The organism is Pedobacter sp. UYP24, assembly GCF_054057295.1.
In genome coordinates, this window is record NZ_JBSRZD010000002.1 from 535,506 (window position 1) to 559,300 (window position 23,795).

Sequence of the window (23,795 nt, forward strand, 5' to 3'; positions counted from 1 at the left end):
GCACCACACTAGTGTGCGATTTTTAAAGAACACATAACCGATGAATAAAGACGAAGTTTTAGCACATTTACCCTATAGCAGCCCTTTTTTATTTGTGGACGAACTGCTGGAATTGGATGAAAATAAAGTAACCGGCACCTATATGTTTAGTCCGGATTTGGATTTTTACAAAGGTCATTTTAAAGATAATCCCGTTACTCCGGGCGTAATTTTAACAGAAACCATGGCGCAGATTGGATTGGTATGCCTGGGCATCTATCTTTCAGGAAGTGCCGAAAATGGATTGCCTGGTCATGTCATGTTGACTTCTACAGCAATAGATTTTTTGAAGCCGGTATTCCCTGGCGAGAAAGTAACCGTACAGGCAGAAAAAATATACTTCCGCTTTAAAAAACTCAATTGCCATGTACAGATGACCAACCAGGCTGGAGAAGTGGTCTGCAAAGGAACAATTGCCGGCATGGTTACCAATAAAATGAATGGCTAACCGGGTTGTAATAACAGGAATGGGTGTTGTGGCACCAAATGGCGTTGGTATTAGCGCCTTTACGGAGGCCATAAAAAATGGCCGGTCGGGCATTAGTCATGATCCGCAACTGGAAGCCCTTGGCTTCTCCTGCCAGATTGCCGGCAAACCTACCCTCAGTCCATTACAAATTAACTCCTGCTTTACAGAGTTGGAGTTAAGAAATTTCAATAGTAGCGGTATACTTTATGGGGTGATTGCGGGCATGGAGGCCTGGAATGATGCAGGCCTAGAACCTACAACTGGATTAGAACCCGATTGGTGTAGCGGAACTATTTTTGGTACGGGCACCTCGGGCATTGATAAATTTAGGGAGGCCATCTATAAAGTTGATGGATTAGCGGTTAGAAAATTAGGGAGCACTACGGTAATTCAAACCATGGCAAGCGGCATTAGCGCCTATATTGGTGGCAAGCTGGGCTTGGGCAATCAAGTAAGCACCAATTCATCGGCCTGTATCACTGGCACAGAGAGCATTTTAATGAGTTATGAGCGCATAAAAACAGGAGGAGCGAAGAGAATGCTTGCTGGAAGCACGAGCGATTCAGGGCCTTTTATTTGGGGCGGCTTTGATGCGATGAAGGTTTGTACTTATAAACACAACGATAACCCTGCGGCTGGATCACGACCTATGAGCGCATCTGCTAGTGGTTTTGTTCCAGGAAGTGGGGCTGGGGCCATGGTATTAGAATCACTGGAAAGCGCGCTGGCAAGAGGTGCAAAAATCTATGCGGAAATTATTGGCGGAAATATCAATTCGGGCGGGCAATTGGGCACAGGTAGCATGACGGCCCCAAACAACATAGCAGTGCAGCGTTGTATTACAAAGGCTTTAGAAAATTCGCGCATTAAAGCTTCAGCTATTGATGCGATAAATGGCCACCTGACGGCGACATCAAAGGATGCTGTGGAAATTGAAAACTGGAGCATTGCATTACAAAGAAAAGGCAAAGATTTCCCTTTAATAAACACTTTAAAATCTACCACAGGACACTGCCTGAGTGCGGCCGGAAGTATAGAATGTGTAGCAAGCGTGCTTCAATTAAAAGAGGGCTTTATATTTCCAAATATAAATTGTAACGACTTAAATCCTGAAATAACTAAAATTATTGATGCGGAAACCATCCCTCAGTTGTTAATAAGGAAAAACCTCAATATTATTGCAAAAGCAAACTTTGGATTTGGAGATGTAAATGCATGCATAATTTTAAAAAAATATGACTAACGAAGAACTTATTGCTAAACTGAAACCAATTGTAGCGAATTATGCGCAGGATAAAGTTGCACTGGAAAACATTGACAAAGACACAGATTTCATTAAAGACTTGAAAATAAATTCTGCAAATCTGGTAGATGTGGTGCTGGATGTTGAGGAAGAATTTGATATCGTTATTGACAATGCATCAATGGAAAAAATGCTGAGTTTGGGTGCTGCAATGGACATCATCAAAACCAAATTGCAGGAGAAATGATAGGCAATGATATTGTAGATCTGCAGCAGGCAGAACAGGATAGCAATTGGAAACGACCAGGCTACCTGGATAAACTATTTACTTCTGAAGAGCAATTTCTAATCGCTTCTGCAGTGCATCCGGATGTGATGGTTTGGTTATTATGGACTATGAAAGAATCTACTTATAAGATTGAGTCTAAAACCAATAAATTACATGAATTTGCACCAGTAAAGCTGATTTGCAATAACCTGATTATTCATGAAGATACGGCTACCGGAAATGTAACTTATGGCAATCAGGTTTACTTTACCAAAAGCATACTTTTAACGGAATATATTCATACCATTGCCGGTTTAACAAGCGAAGAACTGGATGCAGTTCGCATAGCTATTACTACACCAATAATAGAAAACTACCGGATCAATAATCCTTCTTCTATCAGCCATCATGGGAAGTATCTTGCCCTGGCTTATGAGTAACTTGCAGCAGTAAGGTTCTCCTCTATCAGTAAATTTATAATCCCATCAACCATACCTACTTTTGGTACGTAAATCTGTTTAATACCTGTCCATTTCATTAAGGTAATAAATATTTCAGAGGCAGGAATAATAACGTCTGCACGGTCTGGGTTTAAACCAAAAACAGTAATTCGTTCTTTCAGAGAATGGCTATTTAGGGAGTTGTATAAGCCCTTCAATTTTAAGTAAGGAAGCGGAGATCCTTCTTTTTCCTCAGACATCCTAAAGAGCTTATTGATGTTACCTCCAGTACCAATTCCGGCTACGTTTTTTAAGTCCTTGGTGTGCTCTTTTACCCAGTTCTTCATGTCATCCCAGGTCTCCTCTTTATCCTGGTTATCCAGCATTCGGATTGTTCCAATATCAAAAGATCTGGAAGCTACCGGCACTTTATTTACAAAGACAGAAAGCTCAGTACTACCGCCACCAACGTCTATATACAAATAGCTTTTTTTAACATCCAGGTTTTCTTCTATATGATTGGCATAGATGATGTTTGCCTCACGCTGCCCTTCAATAATTTCCAGATCAATGTTGGCATATTCCTTTACTTTCTTAATAATTTCGGCACCGTTATCTGCTTCCCGCATGGCTGATGTTGCACAGGCCAGGTACTTTGATACGCCATAAACATCCATTAGATTCTTAAACGCCAGCATGGTTTTTTGCAAATCAACCACCTTTTTGGCAGAGATGTGATGGTCAAGAAAAGCATCATCTCCGAGACGCAGCGGAACCCGTATTAAAGTATTCTTTTTAAAATTGAATCCTTCATCATCTTTTGAAATATCGGCAATCAGCAGCCTTACAGCATTTGAACCTATGTCTATTGCAGCGTATCTTAACATCTATTTTATTGGTGTTTGTTTTTAAGGTAATTATAGGTTTGAACCTGAGCCCTGATTTTATTGCTTATGCGGTTTCTATGGTATTTATTACTGTTGGTTTTGGTGATGTCTCTAGCCTTTACATTATCTTGCAACTGGAATTCTATAATGTCTCTTATTTCCTGTTGTACCTCTGCATCCAAAACAGGGAAACCAACCTCTACCCTATGCTCAAAATTACGGCTCATCAAATCGGCAGATGAAAGAAACATTTCTTCTTTCCCTCCATTACCGAAGATAAATACCCTGGCATGTTCCAGAAATTTATCTATGATACTAATTACTGTAATGTTTTCACTAAATCCTTCAATACCCGGCACCAAGGTGCAAATTCCTCTTACAATCAACTTAATCTTAACCCCTGCATTGCTGGCCTCATAAAGTTTCTCTACAATTCCCTCATCTGCCAAACTGTTTACTTTCAATATCATGTAAGCAGGCTTTCCTTGTTTCGCAATCTTTATTTCCCGTAAAATAAGACCATAAATTTTACTCCTGGATTCTAACGGAGAGACGATGAGGTGCTTAAAGCCTTTGGTTACCGTTTTCTTATTGAGCGCAGAGAAGAGCTTTATCAAATCATTGGTAATTTCTTTTTTTGCGGTGAATATGCTGTGGTCACAATACAGTTTTGCTGTTTTCTCATTGAAATTTCCTGTTGCCAGGTTGGCATAATACTTTGGTCTGCCTTTTTCCATTCTTTTAACCAGGCATATTTTAGAGTGGACTTTATAATCTGTGAGGCCGTAGTTTACCGCTATACCTTCTTCCAGTAACCTACTGGTCCAGAATATATTTGCCCGCTCATCAAACCTTGCCTTTAACTCTACCAGGCAATGTACTTTCTTGCCATTTTTAGCCGCATTGATCAATGCATTGATAACCCTGGAATTTTCTGCCAAACGGTACAAGGTGATGTGAATTTCTGTAACCTTTGGATCTATCGCAGCCTCTCTTAAAAAAAGGATGATATAATCGTAAGATTGATAAGGCAAATTGATCAGATAATCTCGCTCCTGCAACTTGTTGAAAATACTCTCAGTACGGTGCAGTCCCGAAACTTTCAAGGGAACGTTGGGTGGATATTCCAGTTCTTTACCACCTACATTTGGAAAGGCGATAAAATCACCAAATTTATGGTACCTATTACCGGGGATTAGACTTTCTGCCTCTATCTTCATTTTGGTAACCAGAACGGTAAGCATATCAAAAGGCATCTCCGTATCGTACAATAAACGCATGGGCTTACCTTTTTTCCGTTTATCCAAACTCGCCTTAAGTTCATCAACAAATTTATCGCTCACATTCTTATCGATGTCCAGCTCTGCATCCCTTGTTAATTGTATACTGAAGGCATCAAGAATGTCATAGTTAAACATGTAAAAAATATCATCAAGGCAGTACTTTATAATGTCTTCGGCAAGGATAATAAACTTTAAACCATTTGTTTCTGGTAAGACAAGAAAGCGCGGCAAATCGTTTGGCAACTCGATTAGGGCATACTTCTCATGTTTGCTTGAGGAAGACCTGGATAGCCGTACAAAAAAGTACAAATACCTATCCTTCAATTCAGGAAATGGCATATCCATATCTAGCATTATTGGGACCAGATTGGAAAGTATTTTATCCCTGAAATGGTTCCTTACAAACTCTCCTCTGGCAACGTTAAGTTGTGTTTCGTTAAGGATAAATATTCTGTTTTGTGCAAGCTCATTGATCAGTGTTGCCTGAAATAATTGCTCAAATTTACGCTCTTGTTTTACAACGATATTTTTGACCTCGTTGAGTACTCTTTTTGGATTGAAACCCAACAGTTCTTTAGCTTTATCATTGAGGTTAGCTAACCTATTCATTGTGGCAACGCGCACACGATAAAACTCCTCCAGGTTGGAAGAAAAAATTGATAAAAATTTAATGCGTTCTATTAAAGGGACGGTTTCATCCGCAGCTTCTTGTAAAACCCGGTCGTTGAAGTACAACCAACTAATTTCTCTGTTTAAAAAAGGTACTTTTTTTTTTGTCATTGATGAATTAAAGGTCAGTTAATCCTGTGCATCAAAACTGCGTTATTTAGTGTTAAGTAATTGTTAATTATTACCCAAATTAATACGTACACGTTTAGACTATTATTTTGTTTCTGTTTTAGATTTAGCAACCGGTTTTTTAACAGGTGTTGCTTTAACAGTTGCTGCTTTAGCTACCGGCTTAGCAGCCACTTTTTTCTCTACTTCAGTAACCAGCTCTTTGGCTTCTGCTACCACAGCCTTTTCAACTTTAGCAACAGTTGCAACTACCTTTTTTATTGGCTTTTCAATTGCTTTTGCGGCCTTTTCTTCTGTAGCAATGGCTTCAACCTTAATGCTTTGCACTACTGGCTTTGCCTTTTTAACAGCTTTCTTCACTATTTTCTTTGCATTCTTAGCACCCTTTAAGGCCGATTTCTTAACTGCCACTACCTTCTTTTCCAATATTGGTTTTGCCGTTACCTCTTCTATTTTATCTTCTACGGAGCCTTTAACTTCTTCAAATTTCTTAGCTAACTTCTTTGCAACAAACTTACTAACCATTTTAATTTCCTTCCCTACTTTTTCTGCATCCTGACCGAAATGTTTAACCACTTCGAATAACTTTGCGGTAAGGCTTTGTTCAAGCTCCTTTTTAACAGCTTTTTTCACGTCTTTTTTTTGTGCTTTAGGTTTATTGGTTTTCATATTTGTATATTTAAATGTTTTAAGTTACAAGACTTCTATTTGGATAAATTGTAGCTAAATCTAATATAATTTTTACCATAAAGCTATAATCATGCCCACTTTTGATATTGTAAGTAAAGTTGATGCGCAAACATTTGATAACGCGATGAATAACGCAAAAAAAGAAATCCTTAACCGTTATGATTTTAACACATCAAAAAGCACTATTGATCATGATAAAAAGACAAATCAGATTACCATTGTTACGGAAGATGACATGCGTTTAAAAGCCATCGAAGATGCTATAATTTCCAGGATGATTAAGCAGGGCCTTGATGCCAAATGTTTAGATTTTGGAAAGGAGCAATATGCATCAGGTAATATGATTAGAAAAGAGATTTCCATTAAAGAGGGATTGGATAAGGAAGCTGCAAAAAAGATCGTTGCAAAAATTAAAGCAAGTGGCTTAAAGGTACAAGCTTCTATGATGGATGATCAGGTTAGGGTTCAAAGCAAAAATATTGATGACCTGCAAGCTGTAATTTCCCTGTGTAAAAAGGAAGATTTCGGTCAGCCTTTGCAATACATTAATATGAGAAACTAATGGTTGAAATTTCCGACAATGGCTTTGTTTTTTCTGATGATAAGCAGAAATTAGATGCCGTTGCAATACACCATTACCTAAGTACCCAATCTTATTGGGCCGAGAATATACCGATAGAAACCGTAAAGCGTTCTATAGAAAATTCGCTTTGCTTTGGTATCTACAAAGACGCATTGCAGATTGGATTTGCCAGGTGGATAACCGATAAAGCAACGTTTGCATACCTGGCAGATGTGTATGTGGAAGAAATTTACCGTGGACAAGGGTTGTCAAAAAAGCTCATGTCACTGATGTTATTTCACCCCGAGCTTCAAGGATTAAGGCGGTATATGTTAGCCACAAAAGATGCACATGGATTGTATGCTCAATTTGGATTTAAAGCCATAGAACATCCGGATAAGTTAATGGGCATTGCAATAAAAGATATTTATAAAACTGAAAAGGATTAAACGGTTTTCACATCCTCATCGCTGTAATCTTTAATATCAGTTATGTAGCCGTTAATGATTAAGAAATCGAACAATGGTCTGGCATCTGGAGTTACCGGCATATTCGCAGTGGTGATCACCTCGTTTGTCTTTTTATCTAAAAAAGGATAGGCAAAAAGCTTAACGTTCTTGCTAAACATATCACTTACATAACTTAAAAGCTGGCTGGAATAATTTTCTCCAAAATTGCTGGAGTTAAAAACAAATTTAAGGTTGTTGATATTTGTTGATATGCCCACACTTTTAGGACGGCAACGATCCAGGTATTTAGCCAGCTTGTTGTGCCTCGCAAAGTTAGACACAATTACTGTATTCCCGGTATTACACATTTCCTCAGCTCGCTTTGCTACTGCCTCTACATCAATTTCTTCATGTAACTCATCATCATTAGAAAGTACGTTAGACATCAATACCTCAATTAGTACGCTAAGATTTTCTTTTTTAACATTTTCCGTACGTACAAACTGATCTACAGCTTTGTTGAGCATGCTAAAATTGGGGTTAGACTTTTGAAGGTATTTTGTACGCAATATCATGATATCCTTTTTGTACAATAAGTCTTTAGCAAGCCTTGGTTTACCACTTGCATCAAATATGGCTGCATCAGAGAAATCCTTCACAATCAGGTAAAGGTTCAATAAAATGTTATTGATATTTTTAAAAGCAGGACCGTTTACAGAGATCAGATCAATTTCTACAGAACCAATTGTTAAATTATCTGCTAAAGATTCAATCATCGTTTTAGGATCATTGTAATGGTAAAAAGCAGCGTAAACGAGGTTTACACCGATGATACCCAATATATTTTGTTGTAAAGTGGCATCCGTATCCAGCAACCTGACATGGAAAAATATCTCATTTGCTTCGCCTCCCGGCTCCACCTGAAACTTAAGTCCGATCCAGCCATGCGGATCATTAGATTTATTGTAATTCAGTGTAGTAACCGTATCAGCAAATGCAAAAAAGGTGTGCTTATCGTACTTTTCTCCATTTAGTCTTTCGTTAAGCAAACCAAATTCATGGTTTAACATCTTAAGTAAACGCGACTGACTCACATATCTTCCGGATTCTTCTACTCCGTAAATGGCATCACTGAATGTCATATCGTATGCCGACATGGTTTTAGCTACGGTACCCGAGGCTGCTCCTGCAGTAAAGAAATTACGAGCGACTTCCTGCCCTGCCCCTATCTCTGCAAAAGTCCCATATATTTTAGGATTCAGATTTATTTTGAGGGCTTTGCGCTTGGTATCAAGGATTTCTCTTTCCATGCCGCAAAAATAGGAAAAACGGCTGATATTATTGATCTGGATCGTATCTTAGTGTCTGAATGCTGGAAGTAAAAAATCTGAAGATACAATTCCTGAACAAAGAAGATCAATCGTGGACAACTGCTGTTAACGAAATAAGCTTCCATGTAGCGCAAGGAAAAGTACTGGGTATTGTAGGAGAATCCGGCTCTGGAAAGTCTGTTACTTCTTTTTCCATAATGAGGCTTCTTGATCCTTCAGCCGCTGATGTTAAAGGGAAAATTGAATTTGAAGACATTGATTTGCTGAGGATCTCGGCCGAAGAAATAAGGAAGTACAGGGGCAATAAAATAGCGATGATTTTCCAGGAACCTATGACTTCGCTTAACCCTGTTTTCACCTGTGGTGAGCAGGTAAAAGAAGCCATCACCCTGCACCAACGTGTTAACAAAGCAACAGCCATCCAAAAAACAATTTCTCTCTTTAATGAGGTACAACTACCCCGGCCGGAACAAATTTTCAAGAGCTACCCACATGAGTTGTCTGGCGGACAAAAGCAACGCGTAATGATAGCCATGGCTTTAAGCTGTAATCCAGAATTATTAATTGCAGATGAGCCAACCACAGCACTGGATGTAACGGTACAGAAAACCATACTCGACCTATTGTTGCGGTTGAAAAAAGAACGCGGCATGGCCATGATTTTTATCTCTCATGATCTTGGGGTAATCAATGAAATTGCGGATGAAGTAGCCGTCATGTACAAGGGCCAGATTGTAGAGTACGGGACTGCCGCTGCAATTTTTAAAGATCCTCAGCACCCCTACACAAAGGGACTACTTGCTTGCAGGCCATCACCGGAGAGACGACTGAAAAGACTGCCAGTTGTTGCAGATTTTTTAAATGAAAATAAAAGCCACTCTACAGCATACCTTTTAGCTGAAAATAGTTTTACAGACCATGAGATACATACACGAAGAGAAGAGATGTATTCGCTGAAACCGTTGCTAACAGTGGAAAATCTTTGCACCTGGTATCCAATTAGAAATGGTTTATTTGGCAAGACAAAAGATTATGTTAAAGCGGTAGACGATGTATCTTTTGATGTTTACCCAGGAGAAACTTTAGGTCTGGTTGGCGAATCAGGATGTGGCAAAACAACACTCGGCAGAAGTATATTACGACTTGCAACGCCTACTTCCGGTCGCCTTTTTTTTGAGAACAGGGATGTTTTATCGCTTAGCGACAGGGAATTGAAAGCCATGAGAAAAGATGTTCAAATTATCTTTCAGGATCCTTACTCATCTTTAAACCCCCGCCTCAGCATTGGCAGTGCATTGATGGAACCACTTCAGGTACATCACCTCTTTGAAAATGATCAGAAGAGAAAGGTAGTGATTTTAGATTTACTGGAAAGAGTGGGCCTGAATGCCGATCATTTTAACCGTTATCCGCATGAGTTTTCTGGCGGCCAGCGACAGCGTATTGTCATTGCCAGGGCACTGGCGCTGCAGCCTAAGTTGATCATATGCGATGAATCCGTTTCGGCACTGGATGTTTCGGTACAGGCACAGGTATTAAACCTGCTCAGAGCATTGCAAAAGGAACTCGGACTTACCTACATTTTCATCTCTCACGATCTCTCTGTAGTCAAACATATTTCAGACAGGATGATGGTGATGAATAAAGGTAAGATTGAAGAAATCGGCTTTCCTGAAGATATATATTATCACCCAAAAGCAGCATATACACAAAAACTAATTGCCGCAATACCCGGTTACACTAATCCAGTTATTTAATCCTTTATTTAGGTTTAGTACCATCGATATTCGTGTCTTTATGAGCCGTTTTTAAAGCAGCAGAAAGTCTGATTAGAGCTGTATTTATAGCGCGTCTTATTTCTCTTTCTTTTATCTTATCGTAATATTTTAGCAACACCATTGCCTTAAAAATTACCACATCTCTATTAATTTCTAACGCCTTAACAGTTAGGCCACCTGGTACAATATTAGCAGAATATGATTCTATTGCATTATTCAAATGGTTTTCTAAATACTCTGGTGTATAACCATTCTCCAGTGCCATATCAAACTCTACAGATAACTTTTTGGTGTTTTGCTTGGATTGATTGATGATCACAGAGCTAAAAGCTATGGAATTTGGAACAATAACCATATCACTATCCTCATTCTGAAGGATCATATTGATAAGCGTAATGTCCAGTATCTTTCCTTCGCTATCTCCAATTTTGATGTGATCTCCTAACGATAACCTATCAGAAAACATAATAATTAATCCGTTGATCATGTTAGTGATATACTCTTTAAAAGTTACCGCTATAGCTGCAGCAACGATAGATACACTAAAAATAAATTCTTTAGGATCAACATTAAAAAGTGTGATGAACGCAATGACCAGAAACACGGTATTAAATATGGACACGATTCTGTTTATGCCAAGAATAAAATTGTCTTTAATGCTACTCTTAAGATTGTGCTTACGGATGTACCAGTAAATTACAATCAATCTGACTGTTGAAACTGCCAAACTGGGGCCAAGAAAGACCATTAATGCTTTGACGATAATTTCAATCCTCGTTATTGCAATCTTCCCAAAGTCCGGGCTGGATTCATAAAATGCTTGCTGGTTGATATAAAAGAAAACCAGTAAGCCTAAGATTATTGCTTTCCCTGCAATCACGAGCAGTTCTTTTCCGGTCTTTCTCTCTCTTTCTTCTATCATTTATATTATCAGTATATAGTAAAATAAATTAGTGCTATGTATGGGCTAAGGTACAAAATACAACAATCTATCACTTCAATTTGTTACCTTCGAGTGATTCATATTTAAACTATGGCAAAAAACAAATCTTCTCATTTAGAAGTAGTGCTGACGCAATTGATCAGCGATGTTCTGGAGAAAAGCAATAATGAAGCCCTAAATTACAAACAGGTTTCAGCAAAATTAAATATTACCGACCCCGCATCGAGGGAAACTATATTAGAGGTACTTAAGGAACAAGCAAAAAAAGGTGTTTTTATAGAACCTGAAAAAGGAAAGTTCAAATTTAAAGACCTCAAAACATTTGTTACTGGTAAGGTTGATATGACTGCAGACGGATCTGCATTTGTTATACCGGACGATGAGTTTGAAAAAGACATATTTGTAAGCGCACGTAAACTACATAACGCCCTAAATGGCGATAAAGTAAAGGTCTATATTTTCGCTAAAAAAAGCGGACGGAAGAATGAAGGCGAAGTGATAGAAATTATTCAGCGTGCCAAAACAGATTTTATTGGCGTGATTAAGATCTCCGATAGGTTCGCTTTTGTCAATATAGACGACCGTAAAATGCTGCATGATATTTTTGTTCCGCTAAGCGACTTAAACGGCGCTAAAAACGGACAAAAAGTTCAGGTGAGTATTACCGACTGGCCAGAAGGTGCTAAAAATCCAATAGGAAAGGTATCTACAATTCTTGGTGAGCAAGGCGAGAACAACACGGAGATGAATGCTATTCTTGCTCAGTATGGGTTCCCATTAGAGTTTCCAAAAGAAGTAGAACGAGAAGCAGAAGAAATTCCTGAAAACATTACTGAAAAAGATATGGAAGGAAGGCGCGACTTTAGAAGGACCATTACCTTTACTATTGATCCTGCTGATGCTAAGGATTTTGATGACGCCATATCATTTAAAAAGCTTCCCAACGGAAATTATGAGATTGGCGTACACATTGCTGATGTATCTCATTATGTAACACCAAAAAGTAACCTGGATAAAGAAGCATATTCAAGGGCGACTTCAGTTTATCTGGTGGACAGGGTGATACCTATGTTACCTGAAAGATTGAGTAATGGTGTTTGCTCGTTAAGACCAAATGAAGACAAGTTATGTTTTGCTGCAGTTTTTGAGCTTGACGAACAGGCCAATATTGTAACTGAATGGTTTGGAAGAACTGCTATTCATTCTGACAGAAGATTTAGTTATGAAGAAGCGCAGGAGGTTATTGAAAATAAAGCAGGTGATCATGTTGATGAAATGCTTAAACTTAATGAATTGGCCTATATCCTAAGAGACAGAAAATTTAAGAATGGTGCTATTAGTTTTGAGAGCACAGAGGTTAAATTCAAATTGGATGAAAAAGGCAAACCTTTAGGCGTTTATGTTAAGGAGCGTAAGGATGCGCATAAGTTAATAGAAGATTTTATGTTGTTGGCCAACAGGCGCGTAGCAGAGTTTATTGCCAAAAAAAGCAAAGGCAAAAAGAAGCTTACTTTTGTATACCGTTCGCACGACTCCCCTAACCTGGAGAACCTGGGTAATTTTGCGCTTTTTGCAGCACGGTTCGGCTACAAGATCAACATGAAGACCGATAAGGATATTGCAAAATCATTGAATTACTTAATGGAAGATGTAGAGGGTAAAAAGGAACAAAATGTGCTTACCCAGCTGGCCATCAGATCAATGGCAAAAGCAATATATACCACTAAAAAAACCAGCCATTATGGACTGGCTTTTGATTATTACACGCATTTCACATCCCCAATCCGCCGCTATCCAGATGTAATGGTTCATCGCCTGCTGGCTGCGTACCTAAATAATGAAAAATCTGCTGATGAGGATGAATATGAAAATGCAGCGTCCCATTCCTCTGCTATGGAAAAAAGGGCTGCTGATGCAGAACGTGCTTCCATCAAATACAAACAGGCAGAATACCTGGAAGAAAATGTAGGTAATATTTTTATCGGCATCATCTCTGGTGTAACTGAATGGGGCATGTATGTGGAGATCATCGAAAACAAATGTGAAGGAATGATCAGGCTTAGAGACATAGCGGACGATTTCTACGTCCTTGATGAGAAGAACTATTGCATCGTTGGCCAACGCAAAAAGAAAAAGTACCAGTTGGGCGATGAAGTAAAAGTGAAAGTAAAAAAAGTAGACCTTGCCAAAAGACAAATAGATTTCACCTTAATACAAGATTAGTAACAGTAAAGAATGCATTCTCCTTCAGAGCTATTAAAGCGCATAGACGCGTCCATTAGTGAAATCCAATACCCAACATACCCTGCGTCTTTATATGAGCCTATAAGCTATATAATGAGCTTAGGCGGTAAACGCATCAGACCAACCATGCTACTAATGTCTGTTGACCTTTTTAGTGGCGACATTACAGCCGCCATTCCTGCCGCACTTGCCATTGAGACATTTCACAACTTTACACTGGTGCATGATGATATCATGGACAATGCACCCTTAAGAAGGGGTCAACAGACAGTTCATGAGAGGTGGGGTGCTAACACCGCCATTTTAAGTGGAGATGTGATGATGGTAGAAGCAAATAAGCACTTAACCAGAGTGGATGTGGGCATTTTGAAACCAGCACTGGATACATTTAATGCAACCGCGCAGGGAGTATGTGAAGGCCAACAACTGGATATGGAGTTTGAAAAACGGCATGACGTTAGCATACCCGAATATATTGATATGATTCGCTTAAAAACTGCTGTACTTCTGGGTGGAGCAATGAAACTAGGCGCTATCGTATCAAGAGCCAGCGAGGACCACGCAGATTTGATTTATCAATTTGGAGAAAACCTTGGTATTGCTTTTCAACTGCAAGACGACATTTTGGATGTTTATGGCGATCCGATCAAATTTGGCAAGCAGGTGGGTGGAGATATTATTTCAAATAAAAAAACCTTTTTAAGATTAAAGTTACAAGAACTGGCAACAGAAGATACTTTAACTGTTTTGCATCAAATGTCATCACATACAGACCAAACTGTTAAAGTAAGCCGTGTTACCGCGCTTTACGACCAATACAGTGTTAGAAAACAAGCTGAGGATATGATGAAGGACTATTTAGATAAGGCCTTCAAAGCAATGGATAAAATAAATGTTGAAGCGAGTCGCAAAACAGAGCTTATCGCTATCGCGAATTTATTGATGAACAGGGAATACTAAAAGAAAATATAAGCACAGAAAAAAGCCCTTAACATAAAATGTAAGGGCTTTTTTATAAGTTTATTTTAACTATTCTGCAGGTGCAGCTTCTGTTTCAGTCACTTCAGTTTCAGTAGCTTCAGCTTTCACAGCTTTCTTAGCAGGTGCTTTTTTTGCTGGTGCTTCTTCAGCAACTACAGGCTCAGCAACTTCTGCTTCAGCTTTAGCAGCTTTTACGGCAACTGGTTTCTCAGCAGCAACTTCTTTAGTTACAGTAGCAGGAAGAATAGATACATAAGATTTGTTATCTTGTTTCTTCTTGAAGATTACAGTTCCATCAACCAAAGCAAATAAAGTATGATCCTTACCAATACCTACTCCTTTATCAGGATGATGTTTTGTACCACGCTGACGTACTAAAATGTTTCCAGCGATAGCTTCTTGTCCACCAAAGATTTTGATACCTAAACGTTTGCTATGCGACTCGCGTCCGTTTCTCGAACTACCGGCTCCTTTTTTATGTGCCATGTTTTATATTTTATAAACTACCTTTTGGGTAACTTGTGTTTAACAATAATTATAAACTGATACCAGAGATCTGGATTTTAGTGAAGTACTGACGGTGTCCGTTTTTCTTCTTGTAACCTTTTCTACGTTTCTTTTTGAAAACGATCACTTTGTCACCTTTTAAATGAGACACGATCTTAGCTGATACTGTAGCACCTTTTAATAAAGGAGCGCCCACAGAAATGGTACCACCATCTTCAACCAACAATACATTGTCAAATTCAATACTAGCGCCTTCATCTCCTTGCAAACGGTGTACAAAAAGGTGCTGGTCTTTTGCAACTTTGAATTGCTGTCCTGCTATATTTACTATTGCGTACATTGTTAAATATTTATTATTTTAAATTGTTTATTTTTAACGAGGTGCAAATATAGAATTTACTTTCTAAATACACAAGCCAAATCTTATTATTTACCGTAGCGCTCTTCAGCATCATTAATACTCTGTGTAATCAGCTTTTGCATCTGTCCAGCAACATCTCTCAGTTTTGAGATATCACTGTAATCGGTCATATAGATCACCTTCTTTGATTTGCGTTTATAGTTAAACTGCATCTCATATCTCAGCACCTTGTCAGATTTCAAGTCTTCTCCCTCATTTGCTATCACGGTGGGAAAATTCCAGAGCCCCAACTCATTTGCCTTGTTATGCAAATAAATAATATCATTGTGCCGAAGTTTCACATTTGTTTTAACCAGCGAGTCTCTGTCGTCCAGGTATTGATAATTCCCTGTAGATGAATCATAGGTATTCTGCAGGTCTTTACCTACACCCCATTTAAACTGCAAAGAAACAAACTCATTAGATCTGAACTTTGCATTCCTAAGCATTGGCGTGTAATAAACCACGCAATAGATTAGAAACGGAACAACAATAGTTAGTATAAGAAAGATTTTTTTACCCTTAAAAGTCATTTGATAATTTATTATTTTGAAATATTTAATCGAGAGATTCAGTCAGTTCACCTTCCCACTTACTCACCACTGCTGTAGCAAGGCTGTTACCGATCACGTTTGTTGCAGATCTGCCCATATCCAATAGTGGATCTATTCCAATCAACAACGCCAATCCTGCTTCCGGGATATTAAAGGTTGCAATTGTTCCTGCAATTACTACAAGTGAGGCCCTTGGCACACCTGCAATTCCTTTACTGGTCAACATTAGTATCAAGAGCATTGTGATTTGCTGTTCAAAAGACAAGTGTATCCCGTACGATTGTGCAATAAACAGCGAAGCAAAAGTCATATAGAGCATGGATCCATCCAGGTTAAAGGAATAACCCAGCGGCAAAACAAAGCTTACAATTTTATCTTTACAACCAAATCGTTCCAACTGAAGCATGGTCTTTGGATAGGCGGCTTCACTGCTGGCGGTACTAAAAGCCAGCATCACTGGCTGTTTCATCCGGTTCATCAGTGTAAATACACGTCCTTTTAAAATCGTGAAGCCGATCATGATCAATAGTAGCCATAGCATTAGCATGGTAGAATAAAACTCTCCTATAAATAAAGCATAGGTTGATAGCACACTTAAACCCTGTTTAGCAACTATAGCAGCCATTGCCCCAAATACGGCAAATGGAGCAAAGTTCATTACATATCCGGTAACTTTTAAAATTACATGGGCAACACTGTCAAAAAAAGCAATAATAACTTGCCCTTTCTCTCCTACTGCGGCCGTGGCAACTCCAAAAAACAAAGAGAAAACCACAATCTGTAAAATTTCATTGGTAGCCATAGCCTCAGCCATGCTCTTTGGAAAAATATGGGCAATAAAGTCTTTAAGTGAAAGAGCAACTTTATGAATCCCAGTATCCACATTACTTGGTGGCAGCGGTAAATGCATGGCCTCACCGGGTTTAAAGATGTTTACCATTATCATCCCTAAAACGAGCGATAATAAGGACGCACTTAAAAACCAAAGCATGGTTTTACCGCCAATCCGGCCAACTGCTTTTATATCGCCTACTTTTGCTACACCAACTACCAAAGTGGTAAATACTAATGGCGCAACAATCATTTTTATCAAACGAAGAAATATATCGCTTAGCAACGTTAGTGGCTCAAGTTTCTTTTCCCGAAGCGACTCATTGTTCTTTCTTGTTTTTTGTACCTCAACTTTCTCAGCTTTCAACACTGAATAATTTACGGCATTGGTATCTGTCAGCTTTAAAAGCTGTCCGTCAATAATCTTTACCCTAAGGTCGGCACTTGCAATATTCTCATTATAAGTAGTAAAAGAACGGACATTTAAATAATACCCTAAAGCTACGCCAAGAACCAGTGCGAGGAAGATAAAGAACGTTAAACGGTTATTTTTCGACATCAATATTATTTAAGAATCTAACTACGGTGTAAAACTACAATAATTAAATTATTCTATAAAGTTTGTTGATAAAGCAATTAAATTTGCACCTTAGTCGTAACAAATATTCCTAAACAGCCTCTAAAAAGAACTAAGTATACCAAGTGGAAAATAAGGAAAAGCTATTTAAAGAAATTTTCGATACCAATTCTAAAAAGATCTACCACTTATGTTATGGTTATACAGGCGACGAAGATTCTGCTAATGATCTTTTACAGGAAACATTTTTGAAAGTATGGCAAAGCCTAGATAAATTCAGAAACAAGTCGCTCATCTCCACCTGGATCTATCGTATTGCTGTTAACACTTGTTTAACGTATCTCCGGTCGGAAAAAAGGCAAGCGAAAGATGAGCTGACAGACAACATCATAGAAAACCGTCCAGAAGAGTTCTCAGAAAAAAATGAACAGGTTGCATTGCTTTATCAATCCATTGCAAAACTGGAAGAAAATGATCGTTTGATCATCACTATGGTGCTGGATGAACTTCCTTACCATGAGATTGCTGAAATCTCTGGAATAAGCGAAGGAAATTTAAGAGTGCGCATACACCGTATTAAATCAAAACTTACCGAATTATACAATCAGCATGCAAGAATTTGATCACATACAATCACTTTGGCAATCTCATTCTGTTGAGGTAAAGATCTCAGCTGATGAAATGTTAGGGCAGGCGAAAAAAGAGGTATCGTCAATCAGGACAAAATCACGCCTTAATATTTTCGGCATGGTGCTTTCCTTAGTAGCCATTGCGGGCTTGCTGTTCTTTGCTCAATTTGCATCTTGGACTACCCCAACCGGCCTAAGTATTATTGTTCTGGCTGTAGCAGTTTCCACCTTTATACTATACAAAGACTATAAGCTAATTGCAAACAATGATTTTACCGATCATCCTAATGCTTTTCTAAGTAACCTTAAAACTTATCAGCTCAATAAACTCGTTATTTATAATAAAATGTACTGGTTTTACACCATAGCCATATCTTTAGGCTTTATCCTTTACTTTTATGAAATGCTGGACCACCTTACGTTACTTGTACAAGTAGGAATAGTTATTTTCACCATCTTCTGGATGGTATTTTGCGGCACTATACTTCGCCGCGCTTACATCAAAAGAGAAAAGGAAAGAATAGATCTTTTAATCGAAAAGTTCGAACGGATTAGCCAACAGTTTAAAGACATGCAATAATTATTCTTTTACTGCTGATGTAGAAAAGCTGTTTCCTGATAAATTGTATTTTATTTTTTTAATATCGCCTGCCTTTTCTGTGGTATCTCTTGGATTAACTATAGGAAAAGTACGGTAAAGATCTCCTTCTTTAATTACGTACTTATCATTACCCCCATAGATTTTTTTCATATTACTGCTTAACCCAGGAAAGGTGATTTTATTAAAACTACCACCAGAATACTCATACACATTCAAATCAGATACATTCTTCTTACTAAGCAATTGAATATAGATTTCAGGATTCCCATCATTATCCAAGTCCATATTCCAGGCATCGGTTATAATCCCTTCACGTTCATTGGAGAGGGACTTAAAATTGTTTTTCAATGAATCAGACAACAGCACAAGGTAACCCCCAACACTATCCACTCCTTTACCCCAGCTTACCACTTCAAAATTAAGCCCCGGACGGATTTGAATATCCTTGTAAAAAGAGAATTGATCCTTTTTAGCCGCCTGTGCAGACACATTACTGGCACTTAGCTTTTCTTTCACTCCGTCACCGCAAGAAGTTACAGCAATAGCCACCACTCCGATGAGGAGGGTTTTATTTAAATATTTTATCAGTTTCATATTAACTACTATTTCGTTTTTACATCTGCCGCACCATTATTCAAAATGGTTTCGGTTACTACACTAGTCCTGTTTGACGGGGTAATTACAATTGTCTTCAATACCCGCTTTTGTCCGGCCGGAACATTTATCTTTAAGGGGGCAGTAAAGAGCGTTCCATTTATAGATGGGCGTGATAAATCAAGTGTGTAATAAATCTTTGAGCCTGGTATTGGCGACTTATAATCCAAACTAAAAATCTCCCCGTTCATCACTTCGTCGCGCTGCCCAATCGGCGTAGGCACCCAGTAATTGGTATTTGTTTTATCCAACCTTGCCAAATGCAATGGCAACCTTTCTTCCCTGAAATTTTTAATATCCTTTCTAGCAACCGGACTCCATGCAATTTCAGCAAGTGCATACATCCTCGGTAACATCATGTACTCCACCTTCTCAGAGGTACCGATATATTCGGTCCATAAATTTGCCTGCACACCAATAATATGAGCCTGTTGTTCTGGCGTTAACTCTCTAGGAATAGGGTCATAAGCATAAGTCAACCAATAAGGAGCTAAGCCGCCAATGTTAGTAGGTTCATCCTTCGAATTAGATTGCTTATGATCTATATACATTCCAAGCGGTCCGCCCGGCGTCATGATCACATCGTGATTTTGCTTTGCAGCAGCTATCCCGCCTTCTATTCCGCGCCATGACATGACTGTAGCATTTGGTGCCAACCCACCTTCCAATATCTCATCCCAGCCAATAATAGACCTACCTTTTGAGTTGATGTATTTTTCAATTCTTTGTATAAAATAACTTTGCAACTCATGCTCATCTTTTAGGCCCAATTGCTTCATCAACTTCTGACAAAACTCACTTTCCTTCCAGAACTCCTTTGGACTTTCATCACCACCAATATGTATATATTTAGATGGAAACAAGGCAATCACTTCATCTAGTACATTTTCTAAGAATTTAAAGGTGTCTTCTGTTGGAACAAACACATCCTGAAAAACACCCCATTGCTGCTGCACTTGTTTGCCCTTTTTGGAACCGGCCCATGGTGTTCTATCGCTAATAAAAGTATCTCTGTCGGGAAAACAGCTCAACTCAGGATAAGCAGCTATGGCAGCAGAACTATGACCTGGAAGTTCAATTTCGGGAATCACATTAACAAACCTTGCAGTAGCATACGCAACAATTTCTTTTACTTCATCTTGCGTATAAAAGCCTTTATAAACAATTTCGTCGTTACCAACGCCAGGATAATTCCCTATAACCGTTCCATTTCTACTGGAACCTACACTGGTTAATTTAGGATATTTCTTTATCTCAATCCTCCAGCCCTGATCTTCTGTAAGGTGCCAATGAAAGTTATTCAACTTATATTGAGACATCATATCGATGTACTTCTTTACAAAAGCTACCGGAAAAAAATGTCTGCCTACATCCAAATGCAAGCCCCTGTATTTAAATCTTGGAAAGTCGTTGATCACTGCTACAGTAATTTGGATGCTGTTTCCTTTCTTTTCCGGCATCAGCTGCATGGCAGATTGAACACCATAGAACAGTCCGGCACCCTTACCTGTAATGGTAATTTTCCTGGCGGAGATATCAATCTTATATCCTTCAGCAGGAAGCTCATCTGCACCTTTAGACGTCAGAACAATCACTTTATCATTAGGATCTACTACCTTAGCCATGCGCAGGGCGAAACCAACTTTTGCGACAATAAAACCATTAAGAATATCTGCGCTACGCGCATTAGAAGCATCTGCTGATACCAGTACCACTGTTTTATCCAATAAGAAGCTGCCTGTTTTTTTAACTACAGAAACCGGAGCCGGGATAATACCCATATTTGCATCGGTCTGTCCAAAAACATTCAAAGAAACAACTGCAAGTAATGCAATAGGTATCAGTAGTTTTCTCATAGTAAAATTTCAGCTTAAGTTTAATTCAAGCCCAATATAAAGAAAACCTCGAAAATATACTATTGCGTTGCAATTACCTCATCTTCTTTCGCTGCCAGATAACGCTCCGCATCAAGAGCGGCCATACATCCCGATCCCGCAGCAGTGATCGCCTGTCTATAGTAATGATCCTGTACATCACCGCTGGCAAATACACCTTCCACATTCGTCTTGGTAGATCCGGGAATGGTTTTAAGGTAACCAGTTTCATCCATGTCCAGCCATCCTTTAAAAATGTCTGTATTAGGCTTATGACCAATGGCTACAAAGAAGCCTTCAACAGGAATATCAGATTCTATTCCAGTCTTGTTATTTAATACCTTAACAGCGGTAACATTCTTACCGTTACCAAGAATCTCTTTTGTTTCCGTATGATAAACCACTTCAATATTAGGAGTATTCAGCACACGGTGAACCATCGCTTTGGAAGCCCTGAATTCATCGCGTCTTACCAGCATGTATACTTTTTTACAAAGCTTGGCCAAATAGGTAGCTTCTTCAGCAGCAGTGTCTCCTGCACCTACAATAGCAACATCCTGTCCTTTAAAAAAGAAACCATCGCATACCGCACAGGCCGAAACGCCAAACCCATTGTATTTTTGCTCACTTGGCAAGCCCAGCCATTTTGCTGTAGCTCCTGTAGATATAATTACTGTATCGGCAGTTATGGTTTTTATCTCGTCTACTACTACTTTATGAGGCAATGATGTGAAGTCAACAGAACTTACGTAACCAAAACGGATATCTGTTCCAAAACGCTCCGCTTGTTTACGAAAATCTTCCATCATCTCCGGACCCATAACGCCACCTGGATAACCTGGAAAATTATCAACATCTGTTGTTTGTGTAAGCTGACCACCAGGCTCCATCCCTGTATACATAACAGGTTTTAGATCTGCGCGTGCAGCATATATTGCAGCAGTATAACCTGCCGGACCAGAACCAATGATTAAACACTGAACATGTTCTATTTCTTGTGACATATCTTTCATATTACACCGCAAAATTAAGGTTTATCCCTTTCTCAATCAAGCGGCAAATAGATTCCGCTACAACAATGTGATACAGCAATTATAAATCAAATTAGGTTTGAATGATACCTACGTTGAACTTCTTGGTAATGGGCGATTGGTTAGCCGCTTCTATTCCCATTGAAATCACTTTCCTAGTCTCCAGCGGATCAATAATTCCATCCACCCACAGTCTGGATGCTGCATAATAAGGAGTAGTCTGGCTATCGTAACGGTCAGTTACTTCCTTAAACATCTCTGCCGCTTTCTCTGGAGTAATGATTTCACCCTTTTCTTTTAAAGAGGCTTCCTGCATTTGAACCAGTACTTTGGCGGCTTGAGTACCACCCATCACCCCTATCTTAGCACTTGGCCAGGCATAAATCAATCTAGGATCATAGGCCTTTCCGCACATGGCATAATTACCGGCACCGTAAGAATTGCCGATTACAATAGTGAACTTAGGCACCACAGAGTTGGCAACAGCATTTACCATCTTGGCTCCATCTTTAATGATACCACCCTGCTCAGACCTGCTACCAACCATAAAGCCGGTAACATCCTGTAAAAAAACCAGAGGGATCTTTTTCTGGTTACAGTTCATGATAAAACGGGCAGCCTTATCAGCACTGTCAGAATAAATAACACCGCCAAACTGCATCTCGCCTTTTTTAGATTTAACTACTTTGCGCTGGTTGGCAACTATCCCAACAGCCCAGCCATCTATACGGCCCAGTCCGCAAATAATGCTTTGTCCGTATAGCTTTTTATATTCTTCAAAATCAGAGTCATCAACTAGACGGTGAATAATCTCCAGCATATCATACTGCTTCTCTCTACTTTCAGGAAGCAAACCGTAAATCTCTTCAGGATTTGCTTTTGGCAATGCCGATTTAATTCGACTGAAACCTGCATTTTCAGGAGCACCAATCATACTCATAATGTTGCGGATACTATCCAGACAAGCCTCATCATTGGGATGCTTATAATCAGTAACGCCAGAAATTTCAGAATGGGTAGATGCCCCTCCCAGTGTCTCGTTGTCTATATCTTCCCCAATGGCAGATTTAACAAGATACGAACCTGCTAAAAAAACAGATCCTGTACCCTCCACAATCATGGCTTCATCACTCATAATGGGCAAATACGCACCGCCGGCAACACAGGAACCCATTATTGCTGATATCTGTACAATACCTTTTGAAGACATGATCGCATTGTTCCTAAACATTCTACCAAAGTGCTCCTTATCAGGAAATACTTCATCCTGCATCGGCAAATATACACCAGCACTATCTACCAGATAGATGACCGGAAGCCTACTTTCCATAGCAATCTCCTGCGCACGCAGGTTCTTCTTAGCAGTCATAGGAAACCAGGCGCCTGCTTTAACCGTTGCATCATTAGCAACAATCATACATTGCCTTCCAGATACATAACCGATGCCACATACCACACCTGCAGAAGGGCAACCACCCTGATCTGCATACATGCCATCTGCGGCAAAAGCGCCGACCTCTAAAAATTGTGATTCTTTATCTATCAGGTAAGCTATCCGCTCTCGCGCCAATAGTTTACCTTTTGCCTTTTGCTTAGCTGCATTCTTCTCTCCCCCACCCTTGGATATGGTTTTAAGCTTTGTTTTTAACTCGTAAACAGATTGCTTGTTAACATCCTCATTCTTGTTAAATTCTATATCCATTGGGCCAAGTTAAATCATATTATTCAAGTA

General features: G+C 39.1%; 24 protein-coding genes. 11 read left to right on the forward strand and 13 right to left on the reverse strand.

Translation table 11 applies throughout. The annotated features are described in order from the left end of the window. The first annotated feature begins 40 nt into the window (after window positions 1–40). Genes ACVWYN_RS06975 through ACVWYN_RS06990 form a run of 4 tightly spaced genes read left to right on the forward strand, consistent with a single transcriptional unit; the run spans window position 41 to window position 2,459 of the window. On the forward strand, window positions 41–487 hold the full coding sequence (locus ACVWYN_RS06975) for a 3-hydroxyacyl-ACP dehydratase FabZ family protein (RefSeq protein ID WP_457288111.1): 447 nt from the start codon (window positions 41–43) through the stop codon (window positions 485–487). Further along, window positions 480–1,751 carry a beta-ketoacyl-[acyl-carrier-protein] synthase family protein gene (locus ACVWYN_RS06980; RefSeq protein ID WP_457288112.1) on the forward strand — a complete coding sequence of 424 codons (1,272 nt, stop codon included), beginning with the start codon at window positions 480–482 and terminating at the stop codon, window positions 1,749–1,751. The genes ACVWYN_RS06975 and ACVWYN_RS06980 overlap by 8 nt, the downstream gene beginning before the upstream one ends. Next, window positions 1,744–1,998: an acyl carrier protein gene (locus tag ACVWYN_RS06985; protein WP_457288113.1), complete on the forward strand. Its 255-nt coding sequence runs from the start codon at window positions 1,744–1,746 to the stop codon at window positions 1,996–1,998. The genes ACVWYN_RS06980 and ACVWYN_RS06985 overlap by 8 nt, the downstream gene beginning before the upstream one ends. Next, a complete protein-coding gene (locus ACVWYN_RS06990; RefSeq protein WP_457288114.1) occupies window positions 1,995–2,459 on the forward strand; it encodes a 4'-phosphopantetheinyl transferase family protein in 465 nt (154 codons plus the stop codon). The genes ACVWYN_RS06985 and ACVWYN_RS06990 overlap by 4 nt, the downstream gene beginning before the upstream one ends. On the opposite strand, the gene ACVWYN_RS06995 is transcribed toward ACVWYN_RS06990, so the two are convergent. From ACVWYN_RS06995 to ACVWYN_RS07005, 3 genes are all read right to left on the reverse strand, one after another. After that, window positions 2,450–3,346, reverse strand: a complete 897-nt coding sequence (locus tag ACVWYN_RS06995) for a Ppx/GppA phosphatase family protein (protein ID WP_457288115.1) — start codon at window positions 3,344–3,346, stop codon at window positions 2,450–2,452. The two genes, ACVWYN_RS06990 and ACVWYN_RS06995, sit on opposite strands and share 10 nt — an antisense overlap. 5 nt (window positions 3,347–3,351) lie before the next feature. Continuing rightward, the gene (ppk1, locus tag ACVWYN_RS07000) at window positions 3,352–5,409 is read right to left on the reverse strand and encodes a polyphosphate kinase 1 (protein ID WP_457288116.1); all 2,058 of its coding nucleotides are present in this window, start codon (window positions 5,407–5,409) and stop codon (window positions 3,352–3,354) included. Between the two features lie 102 nt (window positions 5,410–5,511). Then, window positions 5,512–6,096 (reverse strand): hypothetical protein, encoded by a 585-nt coding sequence (locus tag ACVWYN_RS07005; protein WP_457288117.1) that lies wholly within the window; start codon window positions 6,094–6,096, stop codon window positions 5,512–5,514. Window positions 6,097–6,187: 91 nt separating this feature from the next. On the opposite strand from ACVWYN_RS07005, the gene ACVWYN_RS07010 reads away from it, so the two are divergent. Then, complete coding sequence (locus tag ACVWYN_RS07010) at window positions 6,188–6,679, forward strand: YajQ family cyclic di-GMP-binding protein (protein WP_457288118.1); 492 nt, start codon at window positions 6,188–6,190, stop codon at window positions 6,677–6,679. Then, window positions 6,679–7,128, forward strand: coding sequence for a GNAT family N-acetyltransferase (locus ACVWYN_RS07015; RefSeq protein WP_457288119.1), 450 nt, complete (start codon window positions 6,679–6,681; stop codon window positions 7,126–7,128). The genes ACVWYN_RS07010 and ACVWYN_RS07015 overlap by 1 nt, the downstream gene beginning before the upstream one ends. Here ACVWYN_RS07015 and ACVWYN_RS07020 read toward each other — a convergent pair. Next, complete coding sequence (locus tag ACVWYN_RS07020; protein ID WP_457288120.1) at window positions 7,125–8,438, reverse strand: nicotinamide mononucleotide adenylyltransferase; 1,314 nt, start codon at window positions 8,436–8,438, stop codon at window positions 7,125–7,127. The two genes, ACVWYN_RS07015 and ACVWYN_RS07020, sit on opposite strands and share 4 nt — an antisense overlap. A 59-nt stretch (window positions 8,439–8,497) precedes the next feature. Here ACVWYN_RS07020 and ACVWYN_RS07025 point away from each other — a divergent pair, with 59 nt between their 5' ends. Beyond that, the gene (locus ACVWYN_RS07025; protein ID WP_457288121.1) at window positions 8,498–10,216 is read left to right on the forward strand and encodes an ABC transporter ATP-binding protein; all 1,719 of its coding nucleotides are present in this window, start codon (window positions 8,498–8,500) and stop codon (window positions 10,214–10,216) included. A 4-nt stretch (window positions 10,217–10,220) separates the two neighbouring features. On the opposite strand, the gene ACVWYN_RS07030 is transcribed toward ACVWYN_RS07025, so the two are convergent. Continuing rightward, window positions 10,221–11,159, reverse strand: coding sequence for a mechanosensitive ion channel family protein (locus tag ACVWYN_RS07030; RefSeq protein WP_457288122.1), 939 nt, complete (start codon window positions 11,157–11,159; stop codon window positions 10,221–10,223). A 111-nt stretch (window positions 11,160–11,270) separates the two neighbouring features. On the opposite strand from ACVWYN_RS07030, the gene rnr reads away from it, so the two are divergent. Further along, window positions 11,271–13,403, forward strand: coding sequence for a ribonuclease R (gene rnr, locus ACVWYN_RS07035; protein ID WP_457288123.1), 2,133 nt, complete (start codon window positions 11,271–11,273; stop codon window positions 13,401–13,403). A 12-nt stretch (window positions 13,404–13,415) separates the two neighbouring features. After that, on the forward strand, window positions 13,416–14,384 hold the full coding sequence (locus ACVWYN_RS07040) for a polyprenyl synthetase family protein (RefSeq protein ID WP_457288124.1): 969 nt from the start codon (window positions 13,416–13,418) through the stop codon (window positions 14,382–14,384). Between the two features lie 69 nt (window positions 14,385–14,453). On the opposite strand, the gene rpmA is transcribed toward ACVWYN_RS07040, so the two are convergent. The 4 genes from rpmA to ACVWYN_RS07060 form a co-directional block, all read right to left on the reverse strand. Further along, entirely contained in the window at window positions 14,454–14,891 is a 438-nt protein-coding gene (rpmA, locus tag ACVWYN_RS07045) for a 50S ribosomal protein L27 (RefSeq protein WP_457288125.1), read from the reverse strand. A 49-nt stretch (window positions 14,892–14,940) separates the two neighbouring features. Then, window positions 14,941–15,252, reverse strand: coding sequence for a 50S ribosomal protein L21 (gene rplU, locus ACVWYN_RS07050; RefSeq protein WP_457288126.1), 312 nt, complete (start codon window positions 15,250–15,252; stop codon window positions 14,941–14,943). Window positions 15,253–15,338: 86 nt separating this feature from the next. Next, a complete protein-coding gene (locus ACVWYN_RS07055; protein WP_457288127.1) occupies window positions 15,339–15,845 on the reverse strand; it encodes a hypothetical protein in 507 nt (168 codons plus the stop codon). Window positions 15,846–15,870: 25 nt separating this feature from the next. Next, window positions 15,871–17,256 carry a dicarboxylate/amino acid:cation symporter gene (locus tag ACVWYN_RS07060; RefSeq protein ID WP_457288128.1) on the reverse strand — a complete coding sequence of 462 codons (1,386 nt, stop codon included), beginning with the start codon at window positions 17,254–17,256 and terminating at the stop codon, window positions 15,871–15,873. Between the two features lie 143 nt (window positions 17,257–17,399). Between ACVWYN_RS07060 and ACVWYN_RS07065 the strand changes: the two genes are divergently transcribed. Beyond that, window positions 17,400–17,897, forward strand: a complete 498-nt coding sequence (locus ACVWYN_RS07065) for an RNA polymerase sigma factor (protein WP_457288129.1) — start codon at window positions 17,400–17,402, stop codon at window positions 17,895–17,897. Continuing rightward, window positions 17,884–18,483 (forward strand): hypothetical protein, encoded by a 600-nt coding sequence (locus tag ACVWYN_RS07070; protein WP_457288130.1) that lies wholly within the window; start codon window positions 17,884–17,886, stop codon window positions 18,481–18,483. The genes ACVWYN_RS07065 and ACVWYN_RS07070 overlap by 14 nt, the downstream gene beginning before the upstream one ends. On the opposite strand, the gene ACVWYN_RS07075 is transcribed toward ACVWYN_RS07070, so the two are convergent. The 4 genes from ACVWYN_RS07075 to ACVWYN_RS07090 all read right to left on the reverse strand — a co-directional run bounded on the left by ACVWYN_RS07075 (window position 18,484) and on the right by ACVWYN_RS07090 (window position 23,765). Then, window positions 18,484–19,098 carry a hypothetical protein gene (locus ACVWYN_RS07075; RefSeq protein ID WP_457288131.1) on the reverse strand — a complete coding sequence of 205 codons (615 nt, stop codon included), beginning with the start codon at window positions 19,096–19,098 and terminating at the stop codon, window positions 18,484–18,486. A gap of 8 nt (window positions 19,099–19,106) precedes the next feature. Continuing rightward, entirely contained in the window at window positions 19,107–21,014 is a 1,908-nt protein-coding gene (locus tag ACVWYN_RS07080) for a beta-N-acetylhexosaminidase (RefSeq protein ID WP_457288132.1), read from the reverse strand. Between the two features lie 59 nt (window positions 21,015–21,073). After that, window positions 21,074–22,036: a thioredoxin-disulfide reductase gene (gene trxB, locus ACVWYN_RS07085; RefSeq protein ID WP_457288133.1), complete on the reverse strand. Its 963-nt coding sequence runs from the start codon at window positions 22,034–22,036 to the stop codon at window positions 21,074–21,076. A 100-nt stretch (window positions 22,037–22,136) separates the two neighbouring features. Further along, the gene (locus tag ACVWYN_RS07090) at window positions 22,137–23,765 is read right to left on the reverse strand and encodes an acyl-CoA carboxylase subunit beta (RefSeq protein ID WP_457288134.1); all 1,629 of its coding nucleotides are present in this window, start codon (window positions 23,763–23,765) and stop codon (window positions 22,137–22,139) included. Between the last annotated feature and the right edge of the window lie 30 nt (window positions 23,766–23,795).